Here is a 23758-nt window from a genome sequence, read left to right as displayed (position 1 = left end):
CCGCTGAGCGAGGTCGCGTGTGACGAATTTCGCCGGCGGTGTCCGGCGGCCGGGTGGAGAGGCGCGCTCGGGGTGGCGCGCGCCCCTGTTCAGCGCTGCTTCTTGGCCGTTGCCTTACGTGCCGCGGCCTTCTTTGCGGCCCGCTTCTTCGCCGCGGCCTTCTTGGCGGCGGCGCGCTTCTTGGAAGCCGCCTTCTTGGCCCGCGCCTTCTTCTGGGCGGCCGTGAGCTTCTTGGTGGCCTTCTTCTTGCTCGCCGTCGTGGACTTCTTCGACGAGGCCTTCTTGGTGGTCTTCGTCGTGTAGCTCGACAGCGGCGCGGACGTTTCGCCGTCGATCCAGGCGCCGGACGGGATGACGTTCCTCAAGGCGACGCCGATGTCCAGCGCGCCCGTGCCGACGGGCAGGCCGATCTTGCGGGTGCCGCCCAACAGCGCGTTGGCCAGGCCGGCGGCGTCGAGGTCCGGACGGGCCGCGGCGATCAGCGCCAGCGCGCCGGTGACCTCGGGCGCGGCCATCGACGTGCCGGTCCGCCACTCGTAGCCGCCGCCCAGCGCCGTGGAGAGGATCTCCTCGCCGGGCGCGGCCAGATCCGCGCCGGGGCCGTAGTCCGAGACGCTCGACAGGGCGCCGTCGCGGCGGGTCGCGGCGACGCCGAGCACGTTGTCCTCGCCGTAGGCCGCCGGGTAGGTCGGGGCGGCCGCCAGGTCGGCGCCCTCGTTGCCGGCCGCGACGACGATCAGCACGCCGCGCGCCTGGGCGTAGCGGACCGCGTCCTCGAGATCGGGCGTCGAGGACGGCCCGGCCAGCGACAGGTTGACGATCCGCGCGCCGTTGTCGACCGCGTAGCGGATGCCGAGCGCGACGTCGGTGGTCGTCCCGCGCGCCGCGCCGTCCAGCACGCGCACGGCCATCAGCTTGACGCGCCAGGACACGCCCGCGACGCCGATCCCGTTGCCGCCGCGCGCGCCGACGATGCCGGCGACGTGCGTCCCGTGGCCATTGGCGTCCTGCGGCGTGCCGTCGTGCTCGACGAAGTCGACGCCGTGGACGTCATCGACGTAGCCGTTGCCGTCGTCGTCGACGCCGTTGCCGGGCACCTCGCCCGGGTTCGTCCACAGGTTCGGGGCCAGGTCGGGGTGGCCGAGGTCGATGCCGGAGTCCACGATCGCGACGGTGAGGTCGCTGCCGGTGGTCTGGCGCCATGCGGAGGCGAGGCCCATCGGGGCGTCGCCGTCCAGCGGCCACTGCTCGGCGGCGCGCGGGTCGGTCGCGGCGGCCTGGGCGGCGCGCGCCTTTACGCCGCGCTTGGCGGATGGGGAGATGACGCGGGCCGCGTCGGGCTTTGCCTTCAGGCCGTCCGGGGCGACGACCGACGCGCGCTGCGACGCACCAGCAACAGGTGCAATGGCGAGCGCGGCAAGAAGCGAGGTGGTGACAACGGTGGGGAACAAGCGAGGAGCGAGCGGCATTCGGCCTCCATGCCGAAATGAGGGGCTGCTGATCCGGCGTCCATGCCGGATGTGACCCGCTGACACAGGTGCGGGCACTCCAGGGATCGGCCACCTCCGCCGCTCACCTAGCGCATCGCGCCTGCATTTGGACAGATGTCCATCCGCCTCCCGAGCGTTGACCGCACGCGGACACCGCGCCCAAGAACGACGAAGGGCGGCCGCAGGGCCGCCCTTCGGAACGCTTGGTGTGGCCTGCGACTACACGCGCAGCGCGACCGGGTCGACCGTGAAGGCCGTCATGCGCTGCAAGTCGGCGACGCGCGCCTGGACCTCGTCGGCGGTCAAGCGCTCGACGCGCTCGGTGCCGAACTCCTCGACGTTGTAGGACGCCAGCGCCGTGCCGTAGGCCATTGCACGCGAGAGGAGCTGGTGGCCGATTTCGCCCTCAGGGTGTGCTGCGACGTAGCCGACGAAGCCGCCCGCGAACGTGTCGCCCGCGCCCGTCGGGTCGATGACCTCGCTCAGCGGGTAGGCGGGCAGCGCGAAGAAGTCGTTCTCGGTGAACAACGCGGCGCCGTACTTGCCGAGCTTGGCGACGACGGCCTTCGGGCCCCACGACAGCACCTCGTGCGCGGCCTGCTGGAGCGTCGGCTTCTCGGTCAGCTGCTCCAGCTCCTCGTCGTTGAGGATCAGGCAGTCGACGGTCCCGATGACCTTCTTCAGCGACTCGTTGGCGATGTCGATCCAGAGGTTCATCGAGTCCATCGCCACGAAGCGCGCCTTCGTGCACTGCTCGCGCACGGCCAGCTGGAGGTCCGGCTGGATGTTGGCCAAGAACAGGACGTCGGCGTCCTTGGACTCCTGCGAGAGCTTCGGCTCGAAGGACTCGAAGACGTTGAGGTCGGTGACCAGCGTCTCGCGCTCGTTGAGGTTCGACGAGTACACGCCGCTCCAGAAGAACGTCTTGCCGCCCTCGACGACCTCGACGTCGTCGGTCACGGTGCCGCGCGTGCGCAGCGTCGCCCACGAGGCCTCGTCGAAGTCTTCGCCGACCGGCCCGACCGGGCGCACGACGTCGAAGAACGACGCGGCCAGGGCGAAGTGGGTGGCGGCGCCGCCGAGCATCCGCTCGCGCTCCCCGAACGGGGTCTTGACGGCGTCATAGGCCAGGGATCCGACGACTGTGAGGCTCATACGGCGCGCAAGGCTAGAGGAAACGGTCCCACCCGATCCCCTAGGGTGCCGCGCGATGCGTGCGATCCAGCAGGTCGAGTTCGGCGGGCCGGAGGTCCTCGAGCTGGTCGACATCCCGGTCCCGGAGCCGGCCGAGGGCCAGGTCCTCATCGAGGTCTCTCGCGCAGGGATCAACTTCGCCGACACCCACCAGCGCGAGGACGGCTACGTCCAGAAGCAGCACCTGCCGCTGATCCCGGGCGGCGAGGTCGCGGGCGTGCGGGCCGACACCGGCGAGCGTGTCGTGGCGCTCACCGGCCACGGCGGCTACGCGCAGTTCGCCGTCGCGCCCGCAGACAAGACGTTCCCGATCCCCGACGGGCTGGACGACGGCGCTGCGCTCGCGCTGCTGATCCAGGGCCTGACCGCGTGGCACCTCTACCGGACCTGCGCGCGGATCGCGCCCGGCGGCGAGGAGTCGGTGCTGGTGGTCTCCGGCGCGGGCGGCGTCGGGTCGCTGGCGGTGCAGCTCGGCCAGGCGATGGGCGCGGGGCGCGTGATTGCCACAGCCTCTTCGGAGGAGAAGCGCGAGCTGTGCCTCGAGCTCGGCGCCGACGTGGCGATCGACGGCGACGCGTCCGACGCCGACGCGCTGCGCGACCGGATCCTCGGCGCCAACCACGGCCGCGAGGTCGACGTCGTCCTGGAGATGGCCGGCGGCCCGCTCTTTGACGTCGCCCTGCGCGCGATGGCCGACATGGGGCGGATGGTCGTCTACGGCATCTCCTCGCGCGAGCAGAACGAGGTCCGGACCGGGCGCCTGCTCAAGCGCTCGCAGTCGGTGATCGGCTTCTGGTTGTTTCACTACCTGGAGCGACGCGAGCACCTCGAAGTGCCGCTGGCCGAGCTGTTCGCGCTGGCGGCCGAGGGTGTCGTGAACGCGGTCGTGGGGGAGACCTACGCCTTGAGCGACGCCCGCCGTGCACAGGAGGATCTCGTCGCGCGCCGCACCCGCGGCAAGCTCCTCCTCGACCCGTCGCGCTGAACGAGATGCCCGAGCCCGCCATCACCCTCGTCACCCTCTCGGCCTCCTACGGCGCCGGCGGCAGCCAGATCGGGCCCGCGCTGGCCGAGCGTCTTGACGTTCCGTTCGTGGACCGCGCCATCGCCGCGGGGATGGCCGACCGCCTCGGCATCACCGAGGCCGAGGCCGAGAAGCTCGACGACGACGTCGAGCGCGGGCTGGACCGGATCCTCAGCAGCCTCGCGCCGGTCGGCGACTTCTACGGCGACGTCGATCCCGCACTGCTCCAACGCTCGGGCCATCACGAGGCCGCCGAGGCCGTCATCCGCGAGATCGCCGCCAGCGGCCGCGCCGTGATCCTCGGCCGCGCCGGCGCCGTGGTCCTGAAGGACGAGGCCCGGGCGCTGCACGTCCGCCTCACCGGTCCGCCGCAGGCGCGCGTCGAGCAGGCGACGCGGCTTGAAGGCGTCGACCGCAACGACGCCGAGCGCCGCTGCAAGAAGACCGACCGCGCCCGCGAGGCCTACGTCAAGCGCTATTACAACTGCGACGCCCGCGACCCGGCGCTGTACGACGTCGTGCTCGACTCGACGCGCCTGGGGATTGAGGCCTGCGTCGACGTCTTGGCGGCGGCATGCGGCGCCGGCCCTACGCCGCCTTCGGCGTCTCCGGCATCTCCGACGCCATGAGCGACGCGAGCTGGGTGCGGGACCGCAGGTCGAGCTTGCGGTAGATCTGCGACAGGTGGTACTCGATGGTCTTCGGTGAGAGGAAGAGCTTGGCCGCGACCTCGCGGTTGGTCATGCCGTAGGCGACCAGGCGGGCGATCTGCAGCTCGTGCGCGGTCAGCTCCTCCAGGCCGGCGGCGGCGACGGCTTCCTTCTGCGCGGCGCCGGCCTCGGCCGCCGCGCCGCCCGTGGCGCGCAGCTCGACCCGCGCGCGCTCGGCCCACGGTGCGGCGCCCAGGCGCTCGAAGGCGTCCAGCGCCTCCACGAGCTGCTCGCGGGCATCGGCGCGGCGCCGGTCGCGGCGCAGGCGCTCGCCGTAGGCGAGCTGCGTGCGCGCCTTCTCAAACGGCTGGCCGTCGTGCTCGTGATGCGACAACGCGGTCTGGAAGTGGTGCTCGGCGGTCTCGTTGGCCAGGATCCCGCGACAGCGCGCCAGCGCCGCTAGCGCCCAGCGTCCGCCGCCCAGGCGATCCGCGAACGCCTCTAGCGCTTGGAAGGCGTCCTCGGTCCGGCCCATCCGCGCCAGCGCCTCGACGCGGTCGGCGCCGAACTGGACGATCCCGCGCTGCGTGTGGAGCCGCTGGGTGAAGCGGTGGACGCGGTCGTAATGCTCGACCGCCGCCTCGATCTCGCCCGCGCCCAATGCGTCCAACGCCAACGCGTTCAACCCGTACACCGTGATCGCCGGCCCGCCGAGCAGCTCGGACAGCTGGACCGCCTCGCGGCCGTGCGCGCGGGCGTCGTCGCGGCGGCCCATTGCGGCCTCGACGTGTGCGAGCACGCTCAAAGCGAACGTCAGCAGCGGCGTCGTGCGGGTCTCGCGCGCCAGGCGCGTCGCCTCGGCCGCGTTGGCCAGCGCCGCGCTCCAGTAGCCGCGGCGGAAGTCCAGCACGCTGTGCGCGGCCAGCGGGTAGATGATGTGGTTGATCGCCGACGCGTCGCGAGCGACCGTCACGAGGTGGTCGAGCACGGCGGTCGCGCGGTCCCAGCGCTCGTACCAGATGGCGCACTGGCCGGCCATGCCCACCAGCTCGCTCGGCATCGCCAACACGTACTCCGACGTCAGGAACGGCATCGCCGGATCCAGCAGCGCGTCGGCCTCGTCCTCGTGGCCGAGCGCCGCGTGCGCCTCGCCGACCAACACGCCGGCCAGCACCTCGATCACCGGGTCGGTGCCCGGAGGCAGCAGCGACCGCGCGCGGTCGCCGGTGGCGACCAAGGCCTCCATGTCGCCGGTCATCATGTGGGCGACGGCCGCCTCGACCAACAGCGACGCCGCCGCGCCAGGGTTCTCGTCGCCGATCCGCTCGGCCTCGTCGACGAGCAGGTCGTGCGCGGTGACCGGCGCACCGCGGCGCATCTCGACGCGGCCGCGGACGCGGACGACCTCGGTCGCCAGCGCGCCGCCCGGCATCTGCTCCTGGGCGGTGCCGACGAGCGCCAAGGCATGGTCCGCGTGGCCGGACTGCGCGAAGTCCGACGCCGCCTCCAGCAGCCGCCGGGCGCGGCTCTCCTCGTTGGTCGAGAGGTTCGCAGCGCGCTCGTAGGCGCGGGCGCTGGCGACGACGCCGCCGCGAGCGCGCGCCTCGGCGGCCGCGCTTTCCAGCGCCGTGGCGACCTCCTCGTCGGGCGCGTCGGCCGCGGCCGCCAGGTGCCAGGCGCGGCGCGCGGGCGACGGCGCGACGTCCGCGAGCGTCGCGTGCACCGAGCGCCGCGTGACCGGATCGGCCGCGTGGTAGATCGCCGAGCGCAGCAGCGGGTGGAAGAAGTCCAGGCGGCCGTCGAGCGCGATCATCCCGGCGCTGATCGCGGGGTCCAGCGCGTCGGTCGGCAGCCCGCGCGCCGACAGCGCCTGGGTGAAGATGTCGTGGCGACCGGTCTGCATCGCGGCGGCGACCAGCAGCGCCTCGCGGGTGGCCTCCGGCAGGTCGGCGACCTGGCGGGCGAAGGCGGTCTCGATCTGCTGGCCCGCGGGGATCGGCCCGGCCAGCGGCTCACGTCCGGCGAGCTGGTCGAGGCTCAGCCCGCGGGGCATCTCGGTCAGCGCCAGCGGGTTGCCGCCGGCGGTGGCGACGAGGTCCTTTGCGACCGCCTCGGCGACGCGGTGGCGCGACTCACGCTTGAGCAGCTCGCTCGCGGTCGCGTCGTCCAGGCCCTCGATCGCCTGCGCGTCGACGCCCTCGAAGGCCTCCAGGACCGGCTTGACCGGCCGGGACGCGCAGAGCAGGACGACGCCCTCGGCGCCAAGGCGGCGCGCGACGAAGATCAGCGCCTCGCGGGAGGCGTCGTCGAGCCAGTGGACGTCGTCGGCGGCGACGAGGTAGGGCTTCTCCTCGGCCGCGGCACCCAACAACGACAACATCGCCGCGGGCACGGCGAAGCGATCGAACGGCGTCGGCGGCTCCAGCGCCAGCGCGCTACCCAAGGCGCGCGCCTGCACCTCGGGGATGCGGTCGCGCAGCGCCAGCAACGGCGTCAGCAGCTCCAGCAATCCGGCGAACGGGATGTCGGACTCGGACTCAAAGCCGCGCGTGCGCAGGATCCCGAAGTCCCGCTCGGCAGCGGCGTCGAGGGCCGTGCGCAGCAGGGCGGACTTGCCGATTCCGGCCTCGCCGTGGAGCAGGAGCGCAGCGCTCTTGCCGTCCTTGGCGTCGTTCAACAGATCTTCTATATGCGCGGTCTCGCGCGTGCGGCCCAATAGCACCGGGCGGAATGATGCCACGGCGCACTACCCTTCATGGGTATATATGACCGCCTTCGCGGACCTCGGCCTCAGCGAGCCGACCCTACAAGCCCTTCAAGACGTCGGCTACGAGCAGCCGAGCCCCATCCAGGAGCAGGCGATCCCGATCCTGCTGCAGGGCGAGGACATCATCGGCCAGGCCCAGACGGGCTCCGGCAAGACGGCCGCGTTCGGCCTGCCGATCATCGAGCACGTCGACCCCTCCGAGGGTGAGGTCCAGGCCCTCGTCCTGACCCCGACGCGTGAACTTTGCATCCAGGTGACGCAGGCGCTGCGCTCCTACGGCAAGCGCAAGGGCGTCGACGTCGTCGCCGTCTTCGGCGGCGCGCCGATCCGCTCCCAGCAGGCGCAGCTGCGCGCCGGGGGCCACGTCGTCGTCGGCACCGTCGGGCGCGTGCTCGACCTCCTGTCGCGCGCGTCCCTGCACCTCAGCGACTGCCGCTTCGTCGTCCTGGACGAAGCCGACGAGATGCTCGACCTCGGTTTCCTCGAGGACGTCGAGAAGATCCTCAAGCTCTGCCCCAACGGCCGTCAGACCGCGCTGTTCAGCGCGACGATGCCGCCGCCGATCCGCGAGCTGGCCGATCAGTACCTCTACCACCCGCAGACGGTGAAGGTGAAGTCGGCCAACCTGACCGTCGACACCGTCGAGCAGTTCCGGCTGGAGGTCAAGACGGCCGACAAGCCGCAGGCCTTGGTCGACGTCCTGCGCGAGGAGCGCCCCGACCAGGCGATCGTCTTCACGCGCACCAAGATCCGCGCGGACCAGCTCTACCGCAAGCTGCGCGACGGCGGGATGAACGTCAAGGCGCTGCACGGCGACATGTCGCAGGGCCAGCGCGACGGCGTGATGCTGTCCTTCAAGGGCGGCCGCGTGCCGATCCTGGTGGCCACCGACGTCGCCGCCCGCGGCCTGGACATCTCGACGGTCACGCACGTCGTCAACTTCGACGTGCCGGCCTCGCCCGACACCTACGTGCACCGCATCGGGCGAACAGGCCGCGTCGGCCGCTCCGGCCGGGCCATCACGTTCGTCGAGCCCAAGCAGCAGAAGGAGCTGCTGGCGATCGAGAAGCACATCGGCATGGAGCTCAAGCCCTGGGAGCCGGGCGCCAAGACGTCGGCCGCGCCGGTCGTCGAGAAGCCCAAGCGCCACACCAAGCCGCAGCTCTCGCGCAACGGCGACGAGGCCTACCGGCGCGTGCTGGCCGGCGCGGGCCGCGCGGACGGGCTCGAGGTCGCCGACGTGATCCATGCGATCACGCAGGCGGCGGGCCTGGACGGCGAGGCCGTGCGCGACGTGCGCGTGCTGGAGCGCTTCACGCTCTTCTCGGTCCCGGACTCCGAGGCCGACCGGATCGTCGAGGCCGTGGACGGCGCGTCGCTGGAGAGCGGCGGGTCGTTGCGGGTGGAGTTGGCTCGTACCTAGGTACGGCATCCACCCGACTTTCCGGGAGCAGGACCGCAACCTCCGTGTCCCGAAGAGAGTTCGGGGTAAGGTGAGGATCAGCCGATGACGCTGCAGCTTTTGCGAGATACCGAGACCGACAAGCCCGACGCCGCCACCGAGGCACCCGCGCCCGCTCCGCCGGAGACGCGGACGTGCCCGAAGTGCTCGGCGCCGCTTGAGGACGGTCAGGACTGGTGCCTGAACTGCGGCGAGGCGCAGCCCGGCGGCCGCCGGGTCTCGCTGCCCGGCAAGCGCGCGACGGCGACGGTGCTCGCGTTGACGACCGTTCTGGTCGGCGGCGCGGTCGCAGCGTCCTACGCGGCGCTGCAGGATGGCTCTGAGACGGCGACCCCGCCGGCGCAGCTCGCACAGGTGCCCACGGCCTCCCAGGCGGCGCCCGCGCCGACGACGGCGGTGCCGGACGCGAGCACCGCGGTCCCGAGCGACACCGTCCCCAGCGACACGTCCGCCGCGCCGAGCGACACCGACAGCCTGCTGCCGCCTGACGCGGGCGACACGCCCGACATCCCGGACTCCTCGGGCGGCACTTCGTCGCCCGCCGACACGACGACGTCGGACACGACGACCGGCACGTCGACCGGCACGACGAAGACCGACTCGACCGCCGACACGCGCACGTCGACGTCGACCACGAAGACCGAGACCGAGACCGAGCCGGTCAAGATCGACCTCGCCGACGGCGCGGGCTCGCTCTATGACCCGTTCACGCGCGACACCGCCGCCGGTGACGCCGCCAAGGCCTTCGACGGCGACCCCAACACGTCGTTCCCGGTCACGGTCGCTCCGGGCTCCACGCAGATCGGCGCCGGCCTGGCCGTCGCGCTGCCCAAGCTGCAGGGCGTCCGCGAGATCGAGCTGAAGACCAAGACGCCGGGCTTCAAGATCGAGATCTACGCCACCGACGAGGAAGACCTCCCGCCGGACGTCCTCGACACGCGCTGGGCGCACCTCAAAGACGTCAAGGGCGTGGGCTCGGACACCGACGGCGCGGAGACCGTGAACCTCGGCTCCGGCTCGACCAAGTACCGCCACGTGCTGCTGTGGTTCACGGCGCCGCCGACCGAGGGCAGCACCGTGCGGATCTCCGAGCTCAAGCTGCTCGGCTGAGCGGCGCGCGGCCTGTGCCGCGTGCCGTTGGCTAGCCTGCCGGTCATGTCCACCGCGACGATGACCACCAGCGAAGGCCCGATCACGATCGAGCTCTTCGACGAGGACGCGCCGAAGACCGTCGACAACTTCAAGAAGCTCGTCAGCGACGGCTTCTACGACGGCCTGATCTTCCACCGCGTGATCCGCGACTTCATGATCCAGGGCGGCTGCCCGCAGGGCACCGGCACGGGCGGCCCCGGCTACACCTTCGAGGACGAGTTCAACCAGCACAAGGTCGTTCGCGGCGCGCTGGCGATGGCCAACGCCGGCCCGAACACCAACGGCTCGCAGTTCTTCCTCGTCACGACCGGCGAGGCGCCGTGGCTCGACGGCAAGCACACCGTCTTCGGCCAGGTGACCGAGGGCCTCGACGTCCTCGACAAGATCGAGGGCAAGCCCACCGACGCGCGCGACAAGCCGACCGAGGACATCAAGATCGAAAAGGTCGAAATTACGGCTTAGCCGTTTCGCGGTCCGCGAGCGGTGCGCTTTGGGTGCGCCGCTCGCGACCGCGCCGCCGGGCGTGTAAAGTGGTCTAGACCACATGTCCGGCTCCCTCTCCGTTCCCTCTGGCCCGATGCGGCTGGGCGTGAACGCCGCGCTGGTCGACGGCGAGCTCGTCGAGGGCGACGTCGCGATCGAGGATGGCCGCGTGGTCGAGGTCGGCCTCGGCGGTGGCGGCGGCCGCGGCGTCGCGGTCCCGGGGTTCCTGGACCTGCACATCAACGGGATCGTCGGCGTCGACTTCCTGGCGGCGGGCGTCGAGGGCTACGCGCGCGCCGGCGAGGCGCTGGCGGCGACGGGCGTCACGGGCTACCTGCCGACGTTCATCACGTCGCCGATGGGCGACTACCCGGAGGCGCTCCGCGCGGCGGAGGAGGCGATGGCCTCCGGCGGCGCGCCGGGCGCACGGGTTCTTGGGGTTCATCTCGAAGGGCCCTACCTCTCGCCGGTCTGGCCGGGTGCGCACGACCCGATGCAGCTGCGCGAGCCCGACGTCGAGGAGGCGCTGGCGCTCTGCGGCAACGGGCCGGTCAAGATGATGACCTTGGCGCCGGAGCTGGTCAATGGCCTTGAGTTGGTCGAGGCGCTGGCGACCCGGGGCGTCGTGGTCTCGATCGGCCACACCGACGCGGACGCTCGCGTCGCGGACGCCGCGTTCGACCGCGGCGCACGCGCGATCACCCACCTCTACAACGCCCACCGGCGCTGGACGGCGCGCGACCCGGGCGTCGGCGGCGCCGCGCTCATCCGGCCGGGCGTGACGGTCCAGGCGATCGTCGACCACGTCCACCTCGCACCCGAGGCCGCCTACGCCGCGTTCCTCACGGCCCGTGAGCGTTTCTCGCTGGTCACCGACGCGATGGAGGCCGCCGGCCAGGGCGACGGCGTCTACCGCCTCGGCCGCCGCGAGGTCTCCGTCCACGGCGCGCGCGCCGAGCTGACCGACGGCCTGCTCGCCGGCAGCGTGCTGACCATGGACGCCGCGGTCCGCAACCTCCACGCCTGCGGCGCCAGCTTCGCCCAGGCCGTCGGCGCCGCCACCGCCGCGCCGGCCCGCCTGCTCGGCGACCCATCGCTCGGCCGCCTCACCGTCGGCGCGCCCGCGGACGTCACGGTCCTGGACGAAGACCTCAACGTGCTGCGGACGCTGGTCGGCGGCAGCGAGCGCTTCGCCGCGGCGCCGGTCGCCTAAGTCGACCTAGAGCCGCGGCCGGAACCGCGAGGCGATCGCCGCCTCCTGGAGGTCGACCTCGTCGAGCAGCTCGCGCGCGGCCTCGTCGTCGACCTCGCCGGTGCGGATCGCGGCGACGAGCGCGGCGCGCTGGGCGGCCATCACCTCGCGCGTGAGGTCGGTCATCGCGCGGCCGGCGGCGCCTTGGGTGCGTGGGTCGTTGGCCGCGTCGGCGGCGTCCTCGCGGCGGCGCTCGAAGCGCTGGGAGGCGGCCTCGATGAACTTGGGGTCGATGCCCGGCGGCGGGTCGGCGACGAACTTGCGGAAGACGTCGCCCGCGGCGCGGCGGACGACCAGCTCGGCGGTCCGGCGCTGTTCGCGCGCCCGCTGCGCCTCGGTCGGGTCCTGCACGCCCAGCTTGCGGATCAGCCACGGCAGCGTCGCGCCCTGGATCAGCAGCGTCCCGACCGCGACGAGGTAGGCGATCGCCTGGATCTCCGGGCGGCCGGGGACCGTCGCGGGAACGCCGGCCGCGGCGGCGACGGTCACCACGCCGCGCATCCCGGTCCACGACACGACGACGGCCTCGCGCAGCGTCAGCGGCTCGGGCGCGTGGTGGGCGGGCCGCGGGCGGTGGCCGCGCGCGACCGCTCGCGCGTTCATCTCGGCAAAGCGTCGCTGGGCGCGCACGATGCCCGGGTCGTCAGGCCGGTCCTCGACGACCAGGCCGGCGCCGAGCGTCAGGAAGAGCACGACCGGCCGGATCACGATCACCGCCAACAGCACCAGCACGCCCGCGCCGAAGACCGTCGAGGCCGACGCGCCCGCGTCGCCGAGGTCATCGATCACGAACCGCAGCTGCAAGCCCATGTAGGCGAAGACGAAGGCCTCCAACAACACGTCGACCGCGCCCCACACCTGGCGTTCTTGCAAGCGCGTCTCGTAGCCGAAGCGGACCGAGAGTTGACCGACCAGGAAGCCGGCGGTGACGACCGCCAGGACGCCGGAGGCCTCCAGCTCCTCGGCCAACATGTAGGCCGCGAACGGGATCACGAGGCCGAGCACGGTCTCCAGCGCCGCGTCGTTGAGCACACGGCGGATCATGAGCGCGACGGCCCCGATCGCCAGCCCGGCGGCGATCCCGGCGAACGAGCTGTACAAGAACAGCAAGATGGGGCTGTCGATGAACGTGTGGTCGCCGGCGACCGAGGCGACGGCCACGCTGAACAGCGTCAGCGCCGCCGCGTCGTTGACCAGCGACTCGCCGGTGAGCACCGACAGCACGCGCCGCCGCAGGCCGAGCTCGCGCCCGATCGCGACCGCGCTGACCGCGTCGGGCGGCGCGACCACCGCGCCGAGCACGATCGCCGCGCCGCCGGTCAGCCCCGGGACGACCCACGCGCCGACCGCGCCGATCGCGAACGTCGTCGCGACGACCAGTCCGACGCCGAGCACCAGGATCGGCCCGAGCTTGCGCAAGAACGCGATCACGCTGAAGTTCAGCGCCGCCGAGTACAGCAGCGGCGGCAGCACGACGCCCAGCACGACGTCGGTGTCCAGCTCCAGCCGCGGGATCCCCGGGATGAACGACGCGGCCAGCCCGACGACCGTGATCACCAGCGCCGGCTGGGCGGCCTTCTGCCGCGCGAACGCGGTCACCGCGATCGCGCCGACGATGACCAATAGGAGCTGCAGGCCGCTCACGGGTCCGCCACGCTAGCGGCGCCCTGCGCCTCAGTGGGTCTCGGTGACCTTCGAGAGTCCGAACGGCGCGTCGGGATCGATCCCGCGCTGGAGCGAGATCGCGCGGGCCAGCTGCTGGGCGCGGATGATCGCGGTGATCGAGGAGAGGCCGTCGCCGAGGGCGGCGGGGATCGGGAGCTCGCCGGACGGGCCGATCGCGAGGACGTGGCCGCCGCGGGCGCGGGCGGCGTCGGCGAACTCGGTGACGTCGGCGGCGGTCGGGCCGCCGGCCGAGAGCGTCAAGACCGGCAGGCCGCGGCGCACGACGGCGATCGGGCCGTGCAGGAAGTCGGCGGCGGACGCGCCCTCGGCGAGGATGCCGGTCGTCTCCTTGACCTTCAGCGCGGCTTCGAGCGCGGCGCCGAGCAGCAGGCCGCGGGCGATCGCGACCAGGCCGGTGGTGTCTGAGCCGATCGAGGCGGCCGCCGCGACGGCGGGCTCGTCGTCGGCGAGGATCTCCGCGGTCGCGTCAGGCAGCGCGTCCCACGGGAAGAGCGTGGTGTCGCCCCCGAGCGCCTCGGCGAGGATCGCGAAGGCCGCGAACTGCGAGGTCACGGTCTTGGTCGCCGGGACGGCGCGCTCGGCGCCGGCGGCGGTGTCGATGGTGGCTTTGGCCGTGGCCGCCAGCGGGCTGTCGCGGTCGTTGGTGATCGCGACGGTCGTCGCGCCGGCCGCGCCGTAGCGCTCCAGCACGGTGACGATCTCGGGCGTCTTGCCGGACTGCGAGACGCCGACCGCCAGCCAGCCGTCGAGGCGGTCGTCGACGCCGTAGCGCGTGACCAGCGAGGGCGCGGCGAGCGCGACCGGGCGGCGCGTGGCGAGCTCCAGGACGTAGCGCCCGAAGACCGCGGCGTTGTCGGAGGATCCGCGGGCGACCAGGACGATCCCGACGGGGGCGGGCGCGTCGCCCTCGCCCAGGGCGCCGCGGACCTCGGCCGACAGCTCGGCGCGGCGCGCGGCCAACGCGGCGAGCACCCGCGGCTGCTCGGCCATCTCCGAGGCCATCAACATGCCCGCCTGGCCGGTGTCGCCGCTCATGCCCGTCGCTCCTGTCGCAGCCGGATCTCATAGCGGTCGCCGCGGAACAGCGACCACGCGTAGGCCAGCGGCCGTTCGTCCTCGTCGAGCAAGATGGTGTGGAACTTCAAGCCCGCCCGTCCGGGCGCGACACGCAGCAGGTTGGCGTCCTCGCCGACGATCTCGACCGCGACAACTTGCTGGTCGGCGACCGGGAAGCGCGCCTCGAAGCGCTCCTCCAACACGGAGAACAACGATGCGCCTTTCAAGTCTTCCTCCGCCAGCGCGCCGAAGCGGTCGGCGGGCAGGAACGCCTCCTCCAAGGCCATCGGCTCGCCGTCGGCGCTGCGCACGCGACGTACGCGCACGACCGGCGTTCCCGGGTCGAGGCGGAGCCGGCGGGCGACGAGGTCGTCGGCCGGCTCGACGCCCTGCCCGAGGACCTCCGAACCGGGCTTCAGGCCGCGCGCCCGCATGTCCTCCGTGAACGAGGACAGCGCCGCGGCCTGGGCGACGCGCGCCTCGGCCACGAACGTGCCGCGGCCCTGGACGCGCTCGACCCGGCCCTCGGCCGCCAGCGCCGTGATCTCGGCGCGCACGGTCATCCGCGCGACGTCGTAGCGCTCGGCCAGCTCGCGCTCGCTCGGGAGCGGGTCCCCGGGCGCGAGCGCGTCGATCAGGTCCTCCAGGATGGCGCGGAGCTGCTCCCCCTTCGGCGAGCGCCGGGACAGCTTGCGGGGCAGCTCCGCGCGCGGGCTCACTGGATGCCGGCCTCCGTGCAAGCGGCCTTGTAGGCCGACGTGCAGATGTCCGAGGCCTTCAGGAACCCGTCCTTGACGACCGTGTCGTTGACGTTGGACTTGTCCACCGACAACGTCGGGACCAGGACCGACGGGACCTCGCCGGCGCCGTTGTCGGTCTTCTCGGTGGCGATGCCCGACGGGACCGGCTTGCCCTGCGCCAGTGGCACGGCGATCTCCGCCGACTTGCTCGCGATGATCTTCAGCGGCTGGTAGACGGTCTCCAGCTGCTCGCCCGCGAGGATGCGCTGCACGCCCGTGACTTCGGCGTCCTGGCCGGTGACGAAGAACGAAGCGGGCTTCAGGCCCGCGGACTTCATCGCGGCGATCGCGCCGCCCGCCATGCCGTCGTTGGCGACGTAGACCGCGTCGAAGCCGGTCTTGCCCAGCGCCGTGATCGTCTGCTCCATCTCCTGCTGGGCCTTGTCGGGCGACCAGTCAGGCGTGTCATAGGACTTGACGATCTTCGCGCCGGCGTTCTTGTAGATCTCCTCGGCCCCCTTCTTGTACGGCGCCGAGTTGGAGTCGGTAGGGGAGCCGTTGATCATGACGATGCGCGGGTTCTTCTTGCCCGCGGCCTCCAAGGCCTTCAACTGCTCCTGGGCCTGCTGCTGACCCACTTTGTAGGGGTCGATCGACACGTAGTAGTCCAGCGGCGCGTTGGCCACGAGGCGACCGTAGCTCAAGACGGGGATCTTCTGCTGCTTGGCCCGGTTGACGATTGCCCCGGCGGACGCGACGTCGACCGCGTCGAGCACGAGCACCTTGGCGCCCTGCGTGATCGCCGCTTCAGCCTGCTGCTGCTGCTTGGCGGCGTCCTGCGTGGCGTTGGAGTAGATCACCTCGCAGTTGGGGCACAGCTCCTTGACCTTGGCCTCGAAGAACGGCTTGTCCTGGTTCTCGTAGCGCGCGGTCTTGTTCTCGGGCAGCAGCAGGGCGATCTTGCCGCCCTTGGAGTCCGACGCTGCGGACGCGCCGGTGCCGGTCGACGCCTTGTCGTCGTCCGAGCCGCATCCGGCGGCGAGCGCGGCGACGGACGTCGCCAGCAGGACGCCCGCGGTGAGACGCGGGGTCAGCTTGGGGAACATGCGATTCCTCCTCCTCGGTGGTTCGTGCCGGGGCAAGGTACCACTAGTGGTCTAGACCAGCAAGGGGAAGTGGACTACACCACTTTTGGGCGCGCGAGAAAGTTCACGCGCGCCGAGGTGTGGAAGGTGGACATGAACGCCGCGCGATCGTACGGGCCCTGGCCCTGGAGGTCGAAGATCCGGTAGCCGAGATCGGCCACGAGGAGGTCGTGGAGGTCTTCAGGGCGCGTGCCGTAGTGGTCGGCGGAGCCGAGGCCGTGCTCGAAGACGAGCGTGGGGCGGTGGGTGGCGAGGGTGCTTCGTGCGCCTTGGAGCACCTGCAGCTCCGCGCCCTCGACGTCGATCTTGATCAGCGTGGGGACGTAGTCAGGTGCGAGCGCGTCGTCGAGGCGCTGCGTCGGGACGGTGATGGTGTCGACGCGGGCGGCGGCGCCGTCGGGCGTGGGGCGCTCCTTGAGGCCCGACCAGCCAGGGCGGTCGACGACGTGGGCGAAGTCGGCGGTGCCGTTGGCGTCGGAGAGCGCGACGGCGCGGACGTCGACCTGGGGGAGGCGCTCCTGGAGCTGCTGCGCGAGCTGCGGGAGCGGTTCGAAGGCGATGTGGTTGCCTTGGGGCGCGACGCGCAGGAGGTCGGCGAGGACGTCGCCACCGTGGGCGCCGATGTCGATGGCGTTGCTCGTCTCCGAGAGCGCCGCGGCGAAGATCGTCGCCAGCGCCTCGTGGTCGCGGCGGTCCTGCGTGCGAGAGGCGGGCTCGAAGGCGCGGCGGACCGCGACCGCCCGCTCCTCCATCCCGACGGACGCGAGCGCACGGCGCAACTGCTGCTTGGCGGGCACGGCGACACCGTAACCCGCGGGGTCGCTTGGTGGCCGTGTCCTCCGCGACCGCGCGTCACTCCGGCGTGGGATCGGCCTCGGTGGTGGCGGTCTCCGGAGCGGCCGGAGCGGTCGTGGCCGCCGTCGGCGTGGTGGTGGTCTCGGCCGGGTCCGCTGCGGCGGGCGGGGTGGTCGAAGGGGTGGTGATGGTCGTCGTCGGAGTGGTGGTCTCGGACGTGGTGGTCGTCGCCGGGGTCGTATCGGTCTCCGCTTCCGTGGCGGGCGTGGAGGTGGTGGTCGTGGTCGCCGCCATCGGCGTCACGGCGCCGGTGCCGCTCGGGCGTCGGGGGCGGGCGGCGATGGGGCGGGAGGACTGATCGCTCGCGCTCGGCCCGGCGCCGGCGCCCGCGCCGCCGCTTCTGGGGAAGCGCGTGCCGTCGCCGTAGGAGCCGCCGCGGTGGCCGTCGCCCCAGGCGCGGGCGTCGCCGCCGCCGTCGCGCTCTTCCTCGCCGTCGTGGGCGGCGAGGCTGATGGGCTCGCGGTCGTCGGAGAGGTTGGGCGCCTCGCTGTCGTCCTCGTTCTTGCCGCCGGTCTTCTGCGCGACCGAGCGGGTCGAAGCGGGCGCGGTCGTGGTCGTCGGCGCGCGGGCGATCTGCACCGAGGCGCCGGGCGACGCGGCGGCCGCGGTCGCCTTCGGCTTGCTCGTCTCCGCTTTCGCTTCGGCCGTTGCCGCCGCGCCGGTCGCGCGGTGCACGACGCTCCCGCCGCGCTCGGCCGCGCCGGTCGCCACGACCGCGGCTGACAGCGCGACCGCCGCCTTGGCGACCAGACCACTCGCCACGGCGCCGCCGCCGACCACGCCGGCGCCGCCGCTGGCGTCGAGGATCGAGGTCAGCAGCCCGCCCGACGCGAACGCCGGCGGGATCGGGACGAGCACGGCCGCGCGGCGGCGCCGGCCGATCGCGCTCGCGAAGCCGCGGCAGTCGTCGCAGCCGCGCAGGTGCGCGCGGACCGCGCGGGTTCGTGACGCGCGCCGGTCGACGTCGCTCAGCCGTCGCTGGACCATCGCGCACGGCAGCTCGCGCCCTTCGCGCTGGTCGTGCAGCGACGCGCGCGCCGCGAAGACGGCCTGGCGCGCGGCCAGCGGCGTGGTCTCCAGCGCGTTCGCGACGTCCTCGTAGGCAAGGCCACCAAGTTCACGCAGCAGCAGCGCGCCGCGCTGGTGCTCGGTCAGCGAGCCCAAGTCCTCCAACAACCCCGCGAGCGCCTCGCGATCCTCGGCCGTGCGGTGCACGTCGACGGTCCCGATCTGGCGGTCGTCGAGTGGCTCGGAGGCCGGCCGGCGCCGCAGCACGCTGATCGACTCGTTGTGCGCGATCCGGAACAGCCACGGCCGGACGGGCGCGCGGCGGCGGTCCTCGCGTAGCGCGCGCAAGGCGTTCAACATGGTCGACTGGAAGGCGTCGAGCGCGTCCTGGTCGTCGCGCACGAGCGAACGGCAGTAGCGCACGAGCACGTCGTGGTAGCGGTCGTACAGGGCGCTGAACGCGCCGTCGTTCCCGGACGTGACCATGCGGGCGAGGCGCTCGTCGCCGGCCATCCGGAGCAGCGAGGGGGTCATGGCAGGCGGCACGGTCGCATCGCTCGGTAAGAGGACGCTGAGAGTCGCCTCGCGTTAGGCCTTGTCCAGAGATGTCCGGAAGCGGCTATCTGGACAGCTAGCCGCTATCCGCCGACCGACGCGTCGGGCGTGGCGGGGTTCGGGATCGTGACGCTCGAATCGCCTGCCGCGCCTGATGCGTCGTCCGAGCTGTCGGTCCCGTCGCTCCCTGTCGGCGCCGTGGGATCGGTGGCCTGACCGCCGTCGCCGCCGGTCCCGGTGTCGTCTCCTGTCCCGGGGTCGGCGGCGGGCGGGTCGGTCTCGGGCTCGTCGGGCGTGGTCCGGGCGGGCTTGGCGTGGGGCGTCGATCCGGCTGAGCCCGCGCTCGCGCCCGCGGTGCTGGGCCGACTGGCAGCGGCCGTTGACGCCGCGCCACCGCCGCTGCGCACCGTCGCGCGCTGCTTCCTGTGGCCTGTCACTCGGCGGCGCGTGTGCAGCTTCACCGACCGCGCCACCGTCTCCGTCGTCTCGGTGACAACCCGCGCGGGCGTGCCTGTTGCGGCCGGATCCGGCGTGCGATCCGCGCCGTGGCGGATGGCCAGGACGGCGGCCAGTGCGATCAGCGCGCCGGTGGCGAAGCAAAGGAGGTTGCGGCGAAGGCCCACGGGCACGCAACGATTCTGCCCAGGCAAAGGTGACGCGGTCGTCACGGACGCCTCCGATCGGTACGCTTGACACACCGTCAGCCCAACGACGAGCGAAGAGGCACGCACATGGCAGGTACCGAGGAGCAGGTCAAGCCGGAGGTCGTCGTCCCCGACACGGCGCCGCCGAGCAGCGCGAGCGAGTTTGCGGTCGAGAACCCGGCCACGGGCGAGGTGATCGCCCACTGTCCCAACCTCGGCCCGGAGGACATCAAGAAGATGGCCGCCCGCGGCCGCGAGGTCCAGCCCGCCTGGGAGGCGCTCGGCTTCGAGGGTCGCGCCCGCATCCTGAAGCGGATGCAGAAGTGGGTCATGGACCACCAGGAGGAGGTCATCGCGGTCATCCGCTCGGAGACCGGCAAGACCTACGAGGACGCGCTCATCGCCGAGATCTCCTACGGCGCCGCCGCGTTCGGGTTCTGGGCCACCAACGCCGAGAAGTACCTGGCCGACGAGAAAGTCAAGTCGTCGGCGGTGCTCGTCAAGGGCAAGAAGCTGCTGCTGCGCTACCGCCCGCTCGGCCTCATCGGCGTCATCGGCCCGTGGAACTACCCGCTGACGAACTCCTTCGGCGACTGCATCCCGGCGCTGGCCGCGGGCAACAGCGTGATCCTGAAGCCGTCGGAGATCACGCCGCTGACCTCGCTGAAGCTCGCCGAGGGCTTGAAGGAGTGCGGGATCCCGGACGGGGTCTTCCAAGTCGCGACCGGCCTGGGCGCGACGGGCGCCGCGCTGGTCGACGAGGTCGACATGATCATGTTCACCGGGTCGACGGCGACCGGCAAGAAGGTCATGAAGACGGCGGCTGACACGCTCACGCCGGTCTCGCTGGAGCTCGGCGGCAAGGACCCGCTGATCGTGTTGAAGGACGCCGACGTCGACCGCGCCGCGAACACGGCGTTGTACTACGGGATGTTCAACGGCGGCCAGACGTGCATCTCCGTAGAGCGCGTGTACGTCGAGGAGCCGGTCTACGACGAGTTCGTGGCCAAGGTCACCGAGAAGGCGCGCGCGCTGCGCCAGGGCGACGGGCCTTCTGGCAGCGTCGACGTCGGGTCGATGACGTTCCCGCCGCAGGTCGACATCGTCGAGAAGCACGTCGAGGACGCGAAGGCCAAGGGCGCGCGCGTGCTCGTCGGCGGCGAGCGCGGCCAGCACAACGGCGGCTACTGGTACGAGCCGACGGTCCTGGTCGACGTCGACCACACCATGTTGGCGATGACCGAAGAGACCTTCGGGCCGACGTTGCCGATCATGAAGGTCCGCGACGAGGAAGAGGCCATCAAGATGGCCAACGACTCGCCGTACGGCCTGGGTGCCAGCGTCTTCGGCAAGGACATCGCGCACGCCGAGGCGGTCGCCCGCCGCGTCGAGGCCGGCGCCGTCTGCGTCAACGACGCGCTCATCAACTACAGCGCGCTCGAGCTGCCCATGGGCGGCGCCAAGGCCTCCGGCCTCGGCTCCCGCCACGGCGCGGGCGGCATCCGCAAGTACACCCAGCAGCAGGCCATGCTGGTGACGCGGTTCGCCACCAAGAAGGACCCGCACATGTACCCGTACAGCGCCAAGATGACCACGCGCCTGTCGAAGTTCTTCAAGTTCCTTTACGGGCGGGGCAAGCGGGACTAGCTCCTGCTCCACAGCATTGCGTCACCTGCGCGCCCGCCCTTCCGGCGGGCGCGCGGCGTTCTCCAGTCGACTCTAGGCGCGCCGTTCCAGGGCGGTCGCGACGAACGCCTTGACGTCCTGGCTCAGCGCCGGAAGGTCGTGGAGCACATACGGGATCTGGCGATGGACGCTGACGTCGAAGGGGGATGCGGCGACGTCCTGGTTGACCGGGATGACCGTCTTGCCCAGCGCATCCGCGTATCCCAACTCATACATGACGTTGCCGTTCGTCGCCGTGAGATCGGCGATCAGGATGTCCGCCTGTCGGATGCGATCTTGGATCTGCTGGGTGATGCTGCCGGTCTCGGTGATCTCGTCCGCACGCTCGACGACCGCAGCGGAGCCCGCCGCTTCGAAGCATCCCTGGGTGATCGCCTCGTAGACCTTCCCGGACCACGCCGGCCCGAAGGGCATCAGGACGAAGACACGGGTTTTGCTCAAGCTGCCGCTTATTGCGGAGCCGATGCGGAGCTGGGTCGGCGGAACCCCCAAGAAGAGGTTCGGCGCGGCTGGTCTTGCGGTTGCGCGCGCCAGCTCATCGACGGTTCGGACCTGCCTGAAGCGACGGACCTGGCTGTCGACGTTGAACGTCCAGCGCGGCGAACTGGCCGTGCTCGGTCGACTTGAGCTGCTGGTCACGCCTTCGCTGACGAGGATGCTGAAGACGCGATCGAGCGCCGCCGTGTTGAGTGACTGCTGGGGATCGATCTCTCGGAGCCCTTGGGCAAGCACCTGAGGCGTGACATGGAGCTCGTCGGTTGTCGCATCGCGCTCCGCGCTCACGCACCAACGCACGGCGTTGAGCACGTTGCGGAGGTCGTACTCGGAGTTCTCGCAGGACTTGATGCCGAGGATCGTCAGGGCGACCTCGCTGTCCTTCTGCCCGTACGGATCGTAGATCGCGAGCTGAGGTCGCCACGGCTCGAGCAGGGTCGGGAGGCTTTCGTCGGTCGCTTGGTAGATCGCTCGATCGATCGTCCCGAACGTCGACCATCTCCCTGCTTGGGCGAACGCATCCCAGATGAGCTGGAGCGCATGGCGCTCCGCCGGCGTCGGTCGGGTCGGCTTCTGCATCGCTTCGCGAATTCTCGCGAAGGGCGCAGCAGCGTGCTCAGTCGTCGCCTAGCGCGGCGGCGCGGGCGAGGAGCAGCTCGCGTTCGCGGAGGTTGTGGGTGAGGGTTGCGGCGTGGAGGAGGTCGGTGTGGGCCTCGGTGGGGCGGTTGAGGCGGATGAGGAGGTCGGCGCGGACGGCGGGGAGGAGGTGGGAGGTCGAGAGGAGGTCTGTGGCGATGAGGGTGTCGATGAGCGGGAGGGCGGCGGCGGGGCCGAAGGCGTGGGAGACGGCGACGGCGCGGTTGAGCTCGACGATGGGGCTGGGCTGGAGACGAAGCAACGCCTCGTAGAGGGCGGCGATGCGGATCCAGTCGGTTGCGGCGGCGGTCGGCGCGGACGCGTGGCAGGCGGCGATGGCCGCCTGGGCGAGGTAAGGGCCGCCGGGCTTGGGGCAGCGCTCGGCGGCGCGCATGGCGGCAAGCCCGTGGGTGATGAGCGTGCGGTCCCAGCGCGACCGGTTCTGGTCCATCAACAAGATCGGCGTGCCGTCGGGCGCGGTGCGCGCGCGAAGCCTCGACGCCTGGAAGTCCATGAGCGCGACAAGGCCATGCACTTCGGGCTCGTGCGGCGCCAGCGCGGCCAATGTACGGGCGAGGCGAAGTGCGTCGAAGCAGAGGTCGGCGCGCAGCCAGTCGTCTCCGGACGTCGCGGTGTGGCCCTCGTTGAACACGAGATACAGCACTTCCAGCACGGCGTCCAGGCGCGCGGGGATGTCCTCGGGCGCGGGCGGCGCGAAGCCCACGTCGGCGTCGGCCAGCGTCCGCTTGGCGCGTGAGATCCGCTGAGCGATCGTCGCCTCGCTGGTCAGGAACGCGCGGGCGATCTCGTCGGTCCGCAGGCCGCCGAGCAACCGCAGCGTCAGCGTGATGCGCGCCGAACGCGAGAGCACCGGGTGGCAGCAGGTGAACATCAACGACAACAAGTCGTCGTCGACGGCGGTCTCGGGCGTGGAGGTGGACGCATGCGACCCCGCCAGCCACTCCAGCTCGTCCTGCTTGCGCGTGAACGTCTGCGCGCGGCGGAGGCGGTCGAAGGCGATCCGCCGCGCGCTCGTCATCAGCCACGCCCCCGGGTTGTCGGGCACGCCGTCGCGCGGCCAGGTCTCCAGCGCCCGGACGAGCGCGTCCTGCGCGGCGTCCTCGGCGGCGCCGACGTCGCGCAGGATCCGTGCCAGGCCCGCGATCAACCGCGGTGACTCGATCCGCCAGATGGCGTCGATCGCGCCGGCGGCGGCCGCGGTGTCGCGAGCGTGGGGCACGGCGGCGGGAAGGCGGCGCGCGCTAGGCGTCGCGCGCGGCGGTCTGCTGCGACGGCTGCGACGACAGCTCGCCGTGGGCTTCCAGCCCGGCGGGGTCGTAGTCGGCGACCTCGAAGACGCGGCGCAGCTCGATCGCCTCGCCGCCGCGCGCCGGGACGCGCTTGGCCCACTCGACCGCCTCGTCATGCGACTTGACGTCGATGATCCAGTAGCCGCCGACGACCTCCTTGGCCTCGGCGAACGGGCCGTCCACGACCGTCGCGCCGCCGGGGCCGAACTCGATCCGCTCGCCCTCGCTCGGAGGCTGAAGGCCGTCCAGGGCGAGCAAGATCCCCGCCTTGGTCAGCTCCTCGTTGTAGCGGCCCATCGCCGCGTAGGCCTCGGTCTCCGACGCCGGCTCGCGGTCATAGACGGCCGGGTCGACTCGCATGAACATCATGTAGCGCATGGTGTGATCCTCCAGGGAAGGGGCTCGTTGAACACTCTCACCTGGGGCGACGAACGACGTCGCACCGATCTCGACACGCCACCCGAACGT

The 23758-nt window shown here is 72.0% G+C and carries 20 protein-coding genes; 7 read left to right on the top strand and 13 right to left on the bottom strand.

Going from position 1 to position 23758, the window contains the following annotated elements:
- Nucleotides 1–89: 89 nt before the first annotated feature.
- A complete protein-coding gene (locus ACT01A_RS12800; RefSeq protein ID WP_445152643.1) occupies nt 90–1451 on the bottom strand; it encodes a S8 family peptidase in 1362 nt (453 codons plus the stop codon).
- A gap of 258 nt (nt 1452–1709) precedes the next feature.
- Nucleotides 1710–2645, bottom strand: coding sequence for a PfkB family carbohydrate kinase (locus ACT01A_RS12795; protein ID WP_445152642.1), 936 nt, complete (start codon nt 2643–2645; stop codon nt 1710–1712).
- Between the two features lie 55 nt (nt 2646–2700).
- On the opposite strand from ACT01A_RS12795, the gene ACT01A_RS12790 reads away from it, so the two are divergent.
- Together ACT01A_RS12790 and ACT01A_RS12785 are read left to right on the top strand one after the other, a co-directional pair.
- The gene (locus tag ACT01A_RS12790) at nt 2701–3669 is read left to right on the top strand and encodes a quinone oxidoreductase family protein (protein WP_445152641.1); all 969 of its coding nucleotides are present in this window, start codon (nt 2701–2703) and stop codon (nt 3667–3669) included.
- A gap of 5 nt (nt 3670–3674) precedes the next feature.
- Nucleotides 3675–4337 (top strand): cytidylate kinase-like family protein, encoded by a 663-nt coding sequence (locus ACT01A_RS12785; RefSeq protein ID WP_445152640.1) that lies wholly within the window; start codon nt 3675–3677, stop codon nt 4335–4337.
- Here the strand turns inward: ACT01A_RS12785 and ACT01A_RS12780 are convergent.
- The gene (locus ACT01A_RS12780; RefSeq protein ID WP_445152639.1) at nt 4297–7098 is read right to left on the bottom strand and encodes an AAA family ATPase; all 2802 of its coding nucleotides are present in this window, start codon (nt 7096–7098) and stop codon (nt 4297–4299) included. The two genes, ACT01A_RS12785 and ACT01A_RS12780, sit on opposite strands and share 41 nt — an antisense overlap.
- A gap of 25 nt (nt 7099–7123) precedes the next feature.
- Between ACT01A_RS12780 and ACT01A_RS12775 the strand changes: the two genes are divergently transcribed.
- From ACT01A_RS12775 to nagA, 4 genes are all read left to right on the top strand, one after another.
- Entirely contained in the window at nt 7124–8548 is a 1425-nt protein-coding gene (locus tag ACT01A_RS12775) for a DEAD/DEAH box helicase (protein ID WP_445152638.1), read from the top strand.
- 84 nt (nt 8549–8632) lie between these two features.
- The gene (locus tag ACT01A_RS12770; RefSeq protein WP_445152637.1) at nt 8633–9697 is read left to right on the top strand and encodes a hypothetical protein; all 1065 of its coding nucleotides are present in this window, start codon (nt 8633–8635) and stop codon (nt 9695–9697) included.
- Between the two features lie 45 nt (nt 9698–9742).
- On the top strand, nt 9743–10201 hold the full coding sequence (locus ACT01A_RS12765; protein ID WP_445152636.1) for a peptidylprolyl isomerase: 459 nt from the start codon (nt 9743–9745) through the stop codon (nt 10199–10201).
- 82 nt (nt 10202–10283) lie between these two features.
- Entirely contained in the window at nt 10284–11435 is a 1152-nt protein-coding gene (nagA, locus tag ACT01A_RS12760) for an N-acetylglucosamine-6-phosphate deacetylase (RefSeq protein WP_445152635.1), read from the top strand.
- 6 nt (nt 11436–11441) lie between these two features.
- On the opposite strand, the gene ACT01A_RS12755 is transcribed toward nagA, so the two are convergent.
- The 7 genes from ACT01A_RS12755 to ACT01A_RS12725 all read right to left on the bottom strand — a co-directional run bounded on the left by ACT01A_RS12755 (nt 11442) and on the right by ACT01A_RS12725 (nt 19148).
- On the bottom strand, nt 11442–13109 hold the full coding sequence (locus ACT01A_RS12755; protein WP_445152825.1) for a cation:proton antiporter: 1668 nt from the start codon (nt 13107–13109) through the stop codon (nt 11442–11444).
- A gap of 39 nt (nt 13110–13148) precedes the next feature.
- A complete protein-coding gene (locus ACT01A_RS12750) occupies nt 13149–14195 on the bottom strand; it encodes an SIS domain-containing protein (RefSeq protein WP_445152634.1) in 1047 nt (348 codons plus the stop codon).
- Nucleotides 14192–14935, bottom strand: a complete 744-nt coding sequence (locus ACT01A_RS12745; RefSeq protein ID WP_445152633.1) for a GntR family transcriptional regulator — start codon at nt 14933–14935, stop codon at nt 14192–14194. Before ACT01A_RS12745 ends, ACT01A_RS12750 begins: the two co-directional genes overlap by 4 nt.
- A complete protein-coding gene (locus ACT01A_RS12740; protein ID WP_445152632.1) occupies nt 14932–16062 on the bottom strand; it encodes a substrate-binding domain-containing protein in 1131 nt (376 codons plus the stop codon). The genes ACT01A_RS12745 and ACT01A_RS12740 overlap by 4 nt, the downstream gene beginning before the upstream one ends.
- A 74-nt stretch (nt 16063–16136) precedes the next feature.
- The gene (locus ACT01A_RS12735; RefSeq protein WP_445152631.1) at nt 16137–16898 is read right to left on the bottom strand and encodes an FkbM family methyltransferase; all 762 of its coding nucleotides are present in this window, start codon (nt 16896–16898) and stop codon (nt 16137–16139) included.
- A gap of 55 nt (nt 16899–16953) precedes the next feature.
- Nucleotides 16954–18498 carry an RNA polymerase sigma factor gene (locus tag ACT01A_RS12730; RefSeq protein ID WP_445152630.1) on the bottom strand — a complete coding sequence of 515 codons (1545 nt, stop codon included), beginning with the start codon at nt 18496–18498 and terminating at the stop codon, nt 16954–16956.
- A gap of 104 nt (nt 18499–18602) precedes the next feature.
- Complete coding sequence (locus ACT01A_RS12725; protein ID WP_445152629.1) at nt 18603–19148, bottom strand: hypothetical protein; 546 nt, start codon at nt 19146–19148, stop codon at nt 18603–18605.
- A gap of 102 nt (nt 19149–19250) precedes the next feature.
- Here ACT01A_RS12725 and ACT01A_RS12720 point away from each other — a divergent pair, with 102 nt between their 5' ends.
- On the top strand, nt 19251–20810 hold the full coding sequence (locus ACT01A_RS12720; protein WP_445152628.1) for an aldehyde dehydrogenase family protein: 1560 nt from the start codon (nt 19251–19253) through the stop codon (nt 20808–20810).
- Between the two features lie 72 nt (nt 20811–20882).
- Here ACT01A_RS12720 and ACT01A_RS12715 read toward each other — a convergent pair whose 3' ends face one another.
- The 3 genes from ACT01A_RS12715 to ACT01A_RS12705 all read right to left on the bottom strand — a co-directional run bounded on the left by ACT01A_RS12715 (nt 20883) and on the right by ACT01A_RS12705 (nt 23650).
- Nucleotides 20883–21656, bottom strand: coding sequence for a nucleoside 2-deoxyribosyltransferase (locus ACT01A_RS12715; protein ID WP_445152627.1), 774 nt, complete (start codon nt 21654–21656; stop codon nt 20883–20885).
- A 304-nt stretch (nt 21657–21960) separates the two neighbouring features.
- Nucleotides 21961–23220 (bottom strand): RNA polymerase sigma factor, encoded by a 1260-nt coding sequence (locus ACT01A_RS12710; RefSeq protein ID WP_445152626.1) that lies wholly within the window; start codon nt 23218–23220, stop codon nt 21961–21963.
- 22 nt (nt 23221–23242) lie between these two features.
- Nucleotides 23243–23650, bottom strand: a complete 408-nt coding sequence (locus tag ACT01A_RS12705) for a YciI family protein (RefSeq protein ID WP_445152625.1) — start codon at nt 23648–23650, stop codon at nt 23243–23245.
- Nucleotides 23651–23758 lie beyond the last annotated feature (108 nt).

The sequence above is a fragment of the Baekduia sp. Peel2402 genome (assembly GCF_052567285.1).
This window is presented reverse-complemented; position numbering and strand designations above follow the sequence as displayed.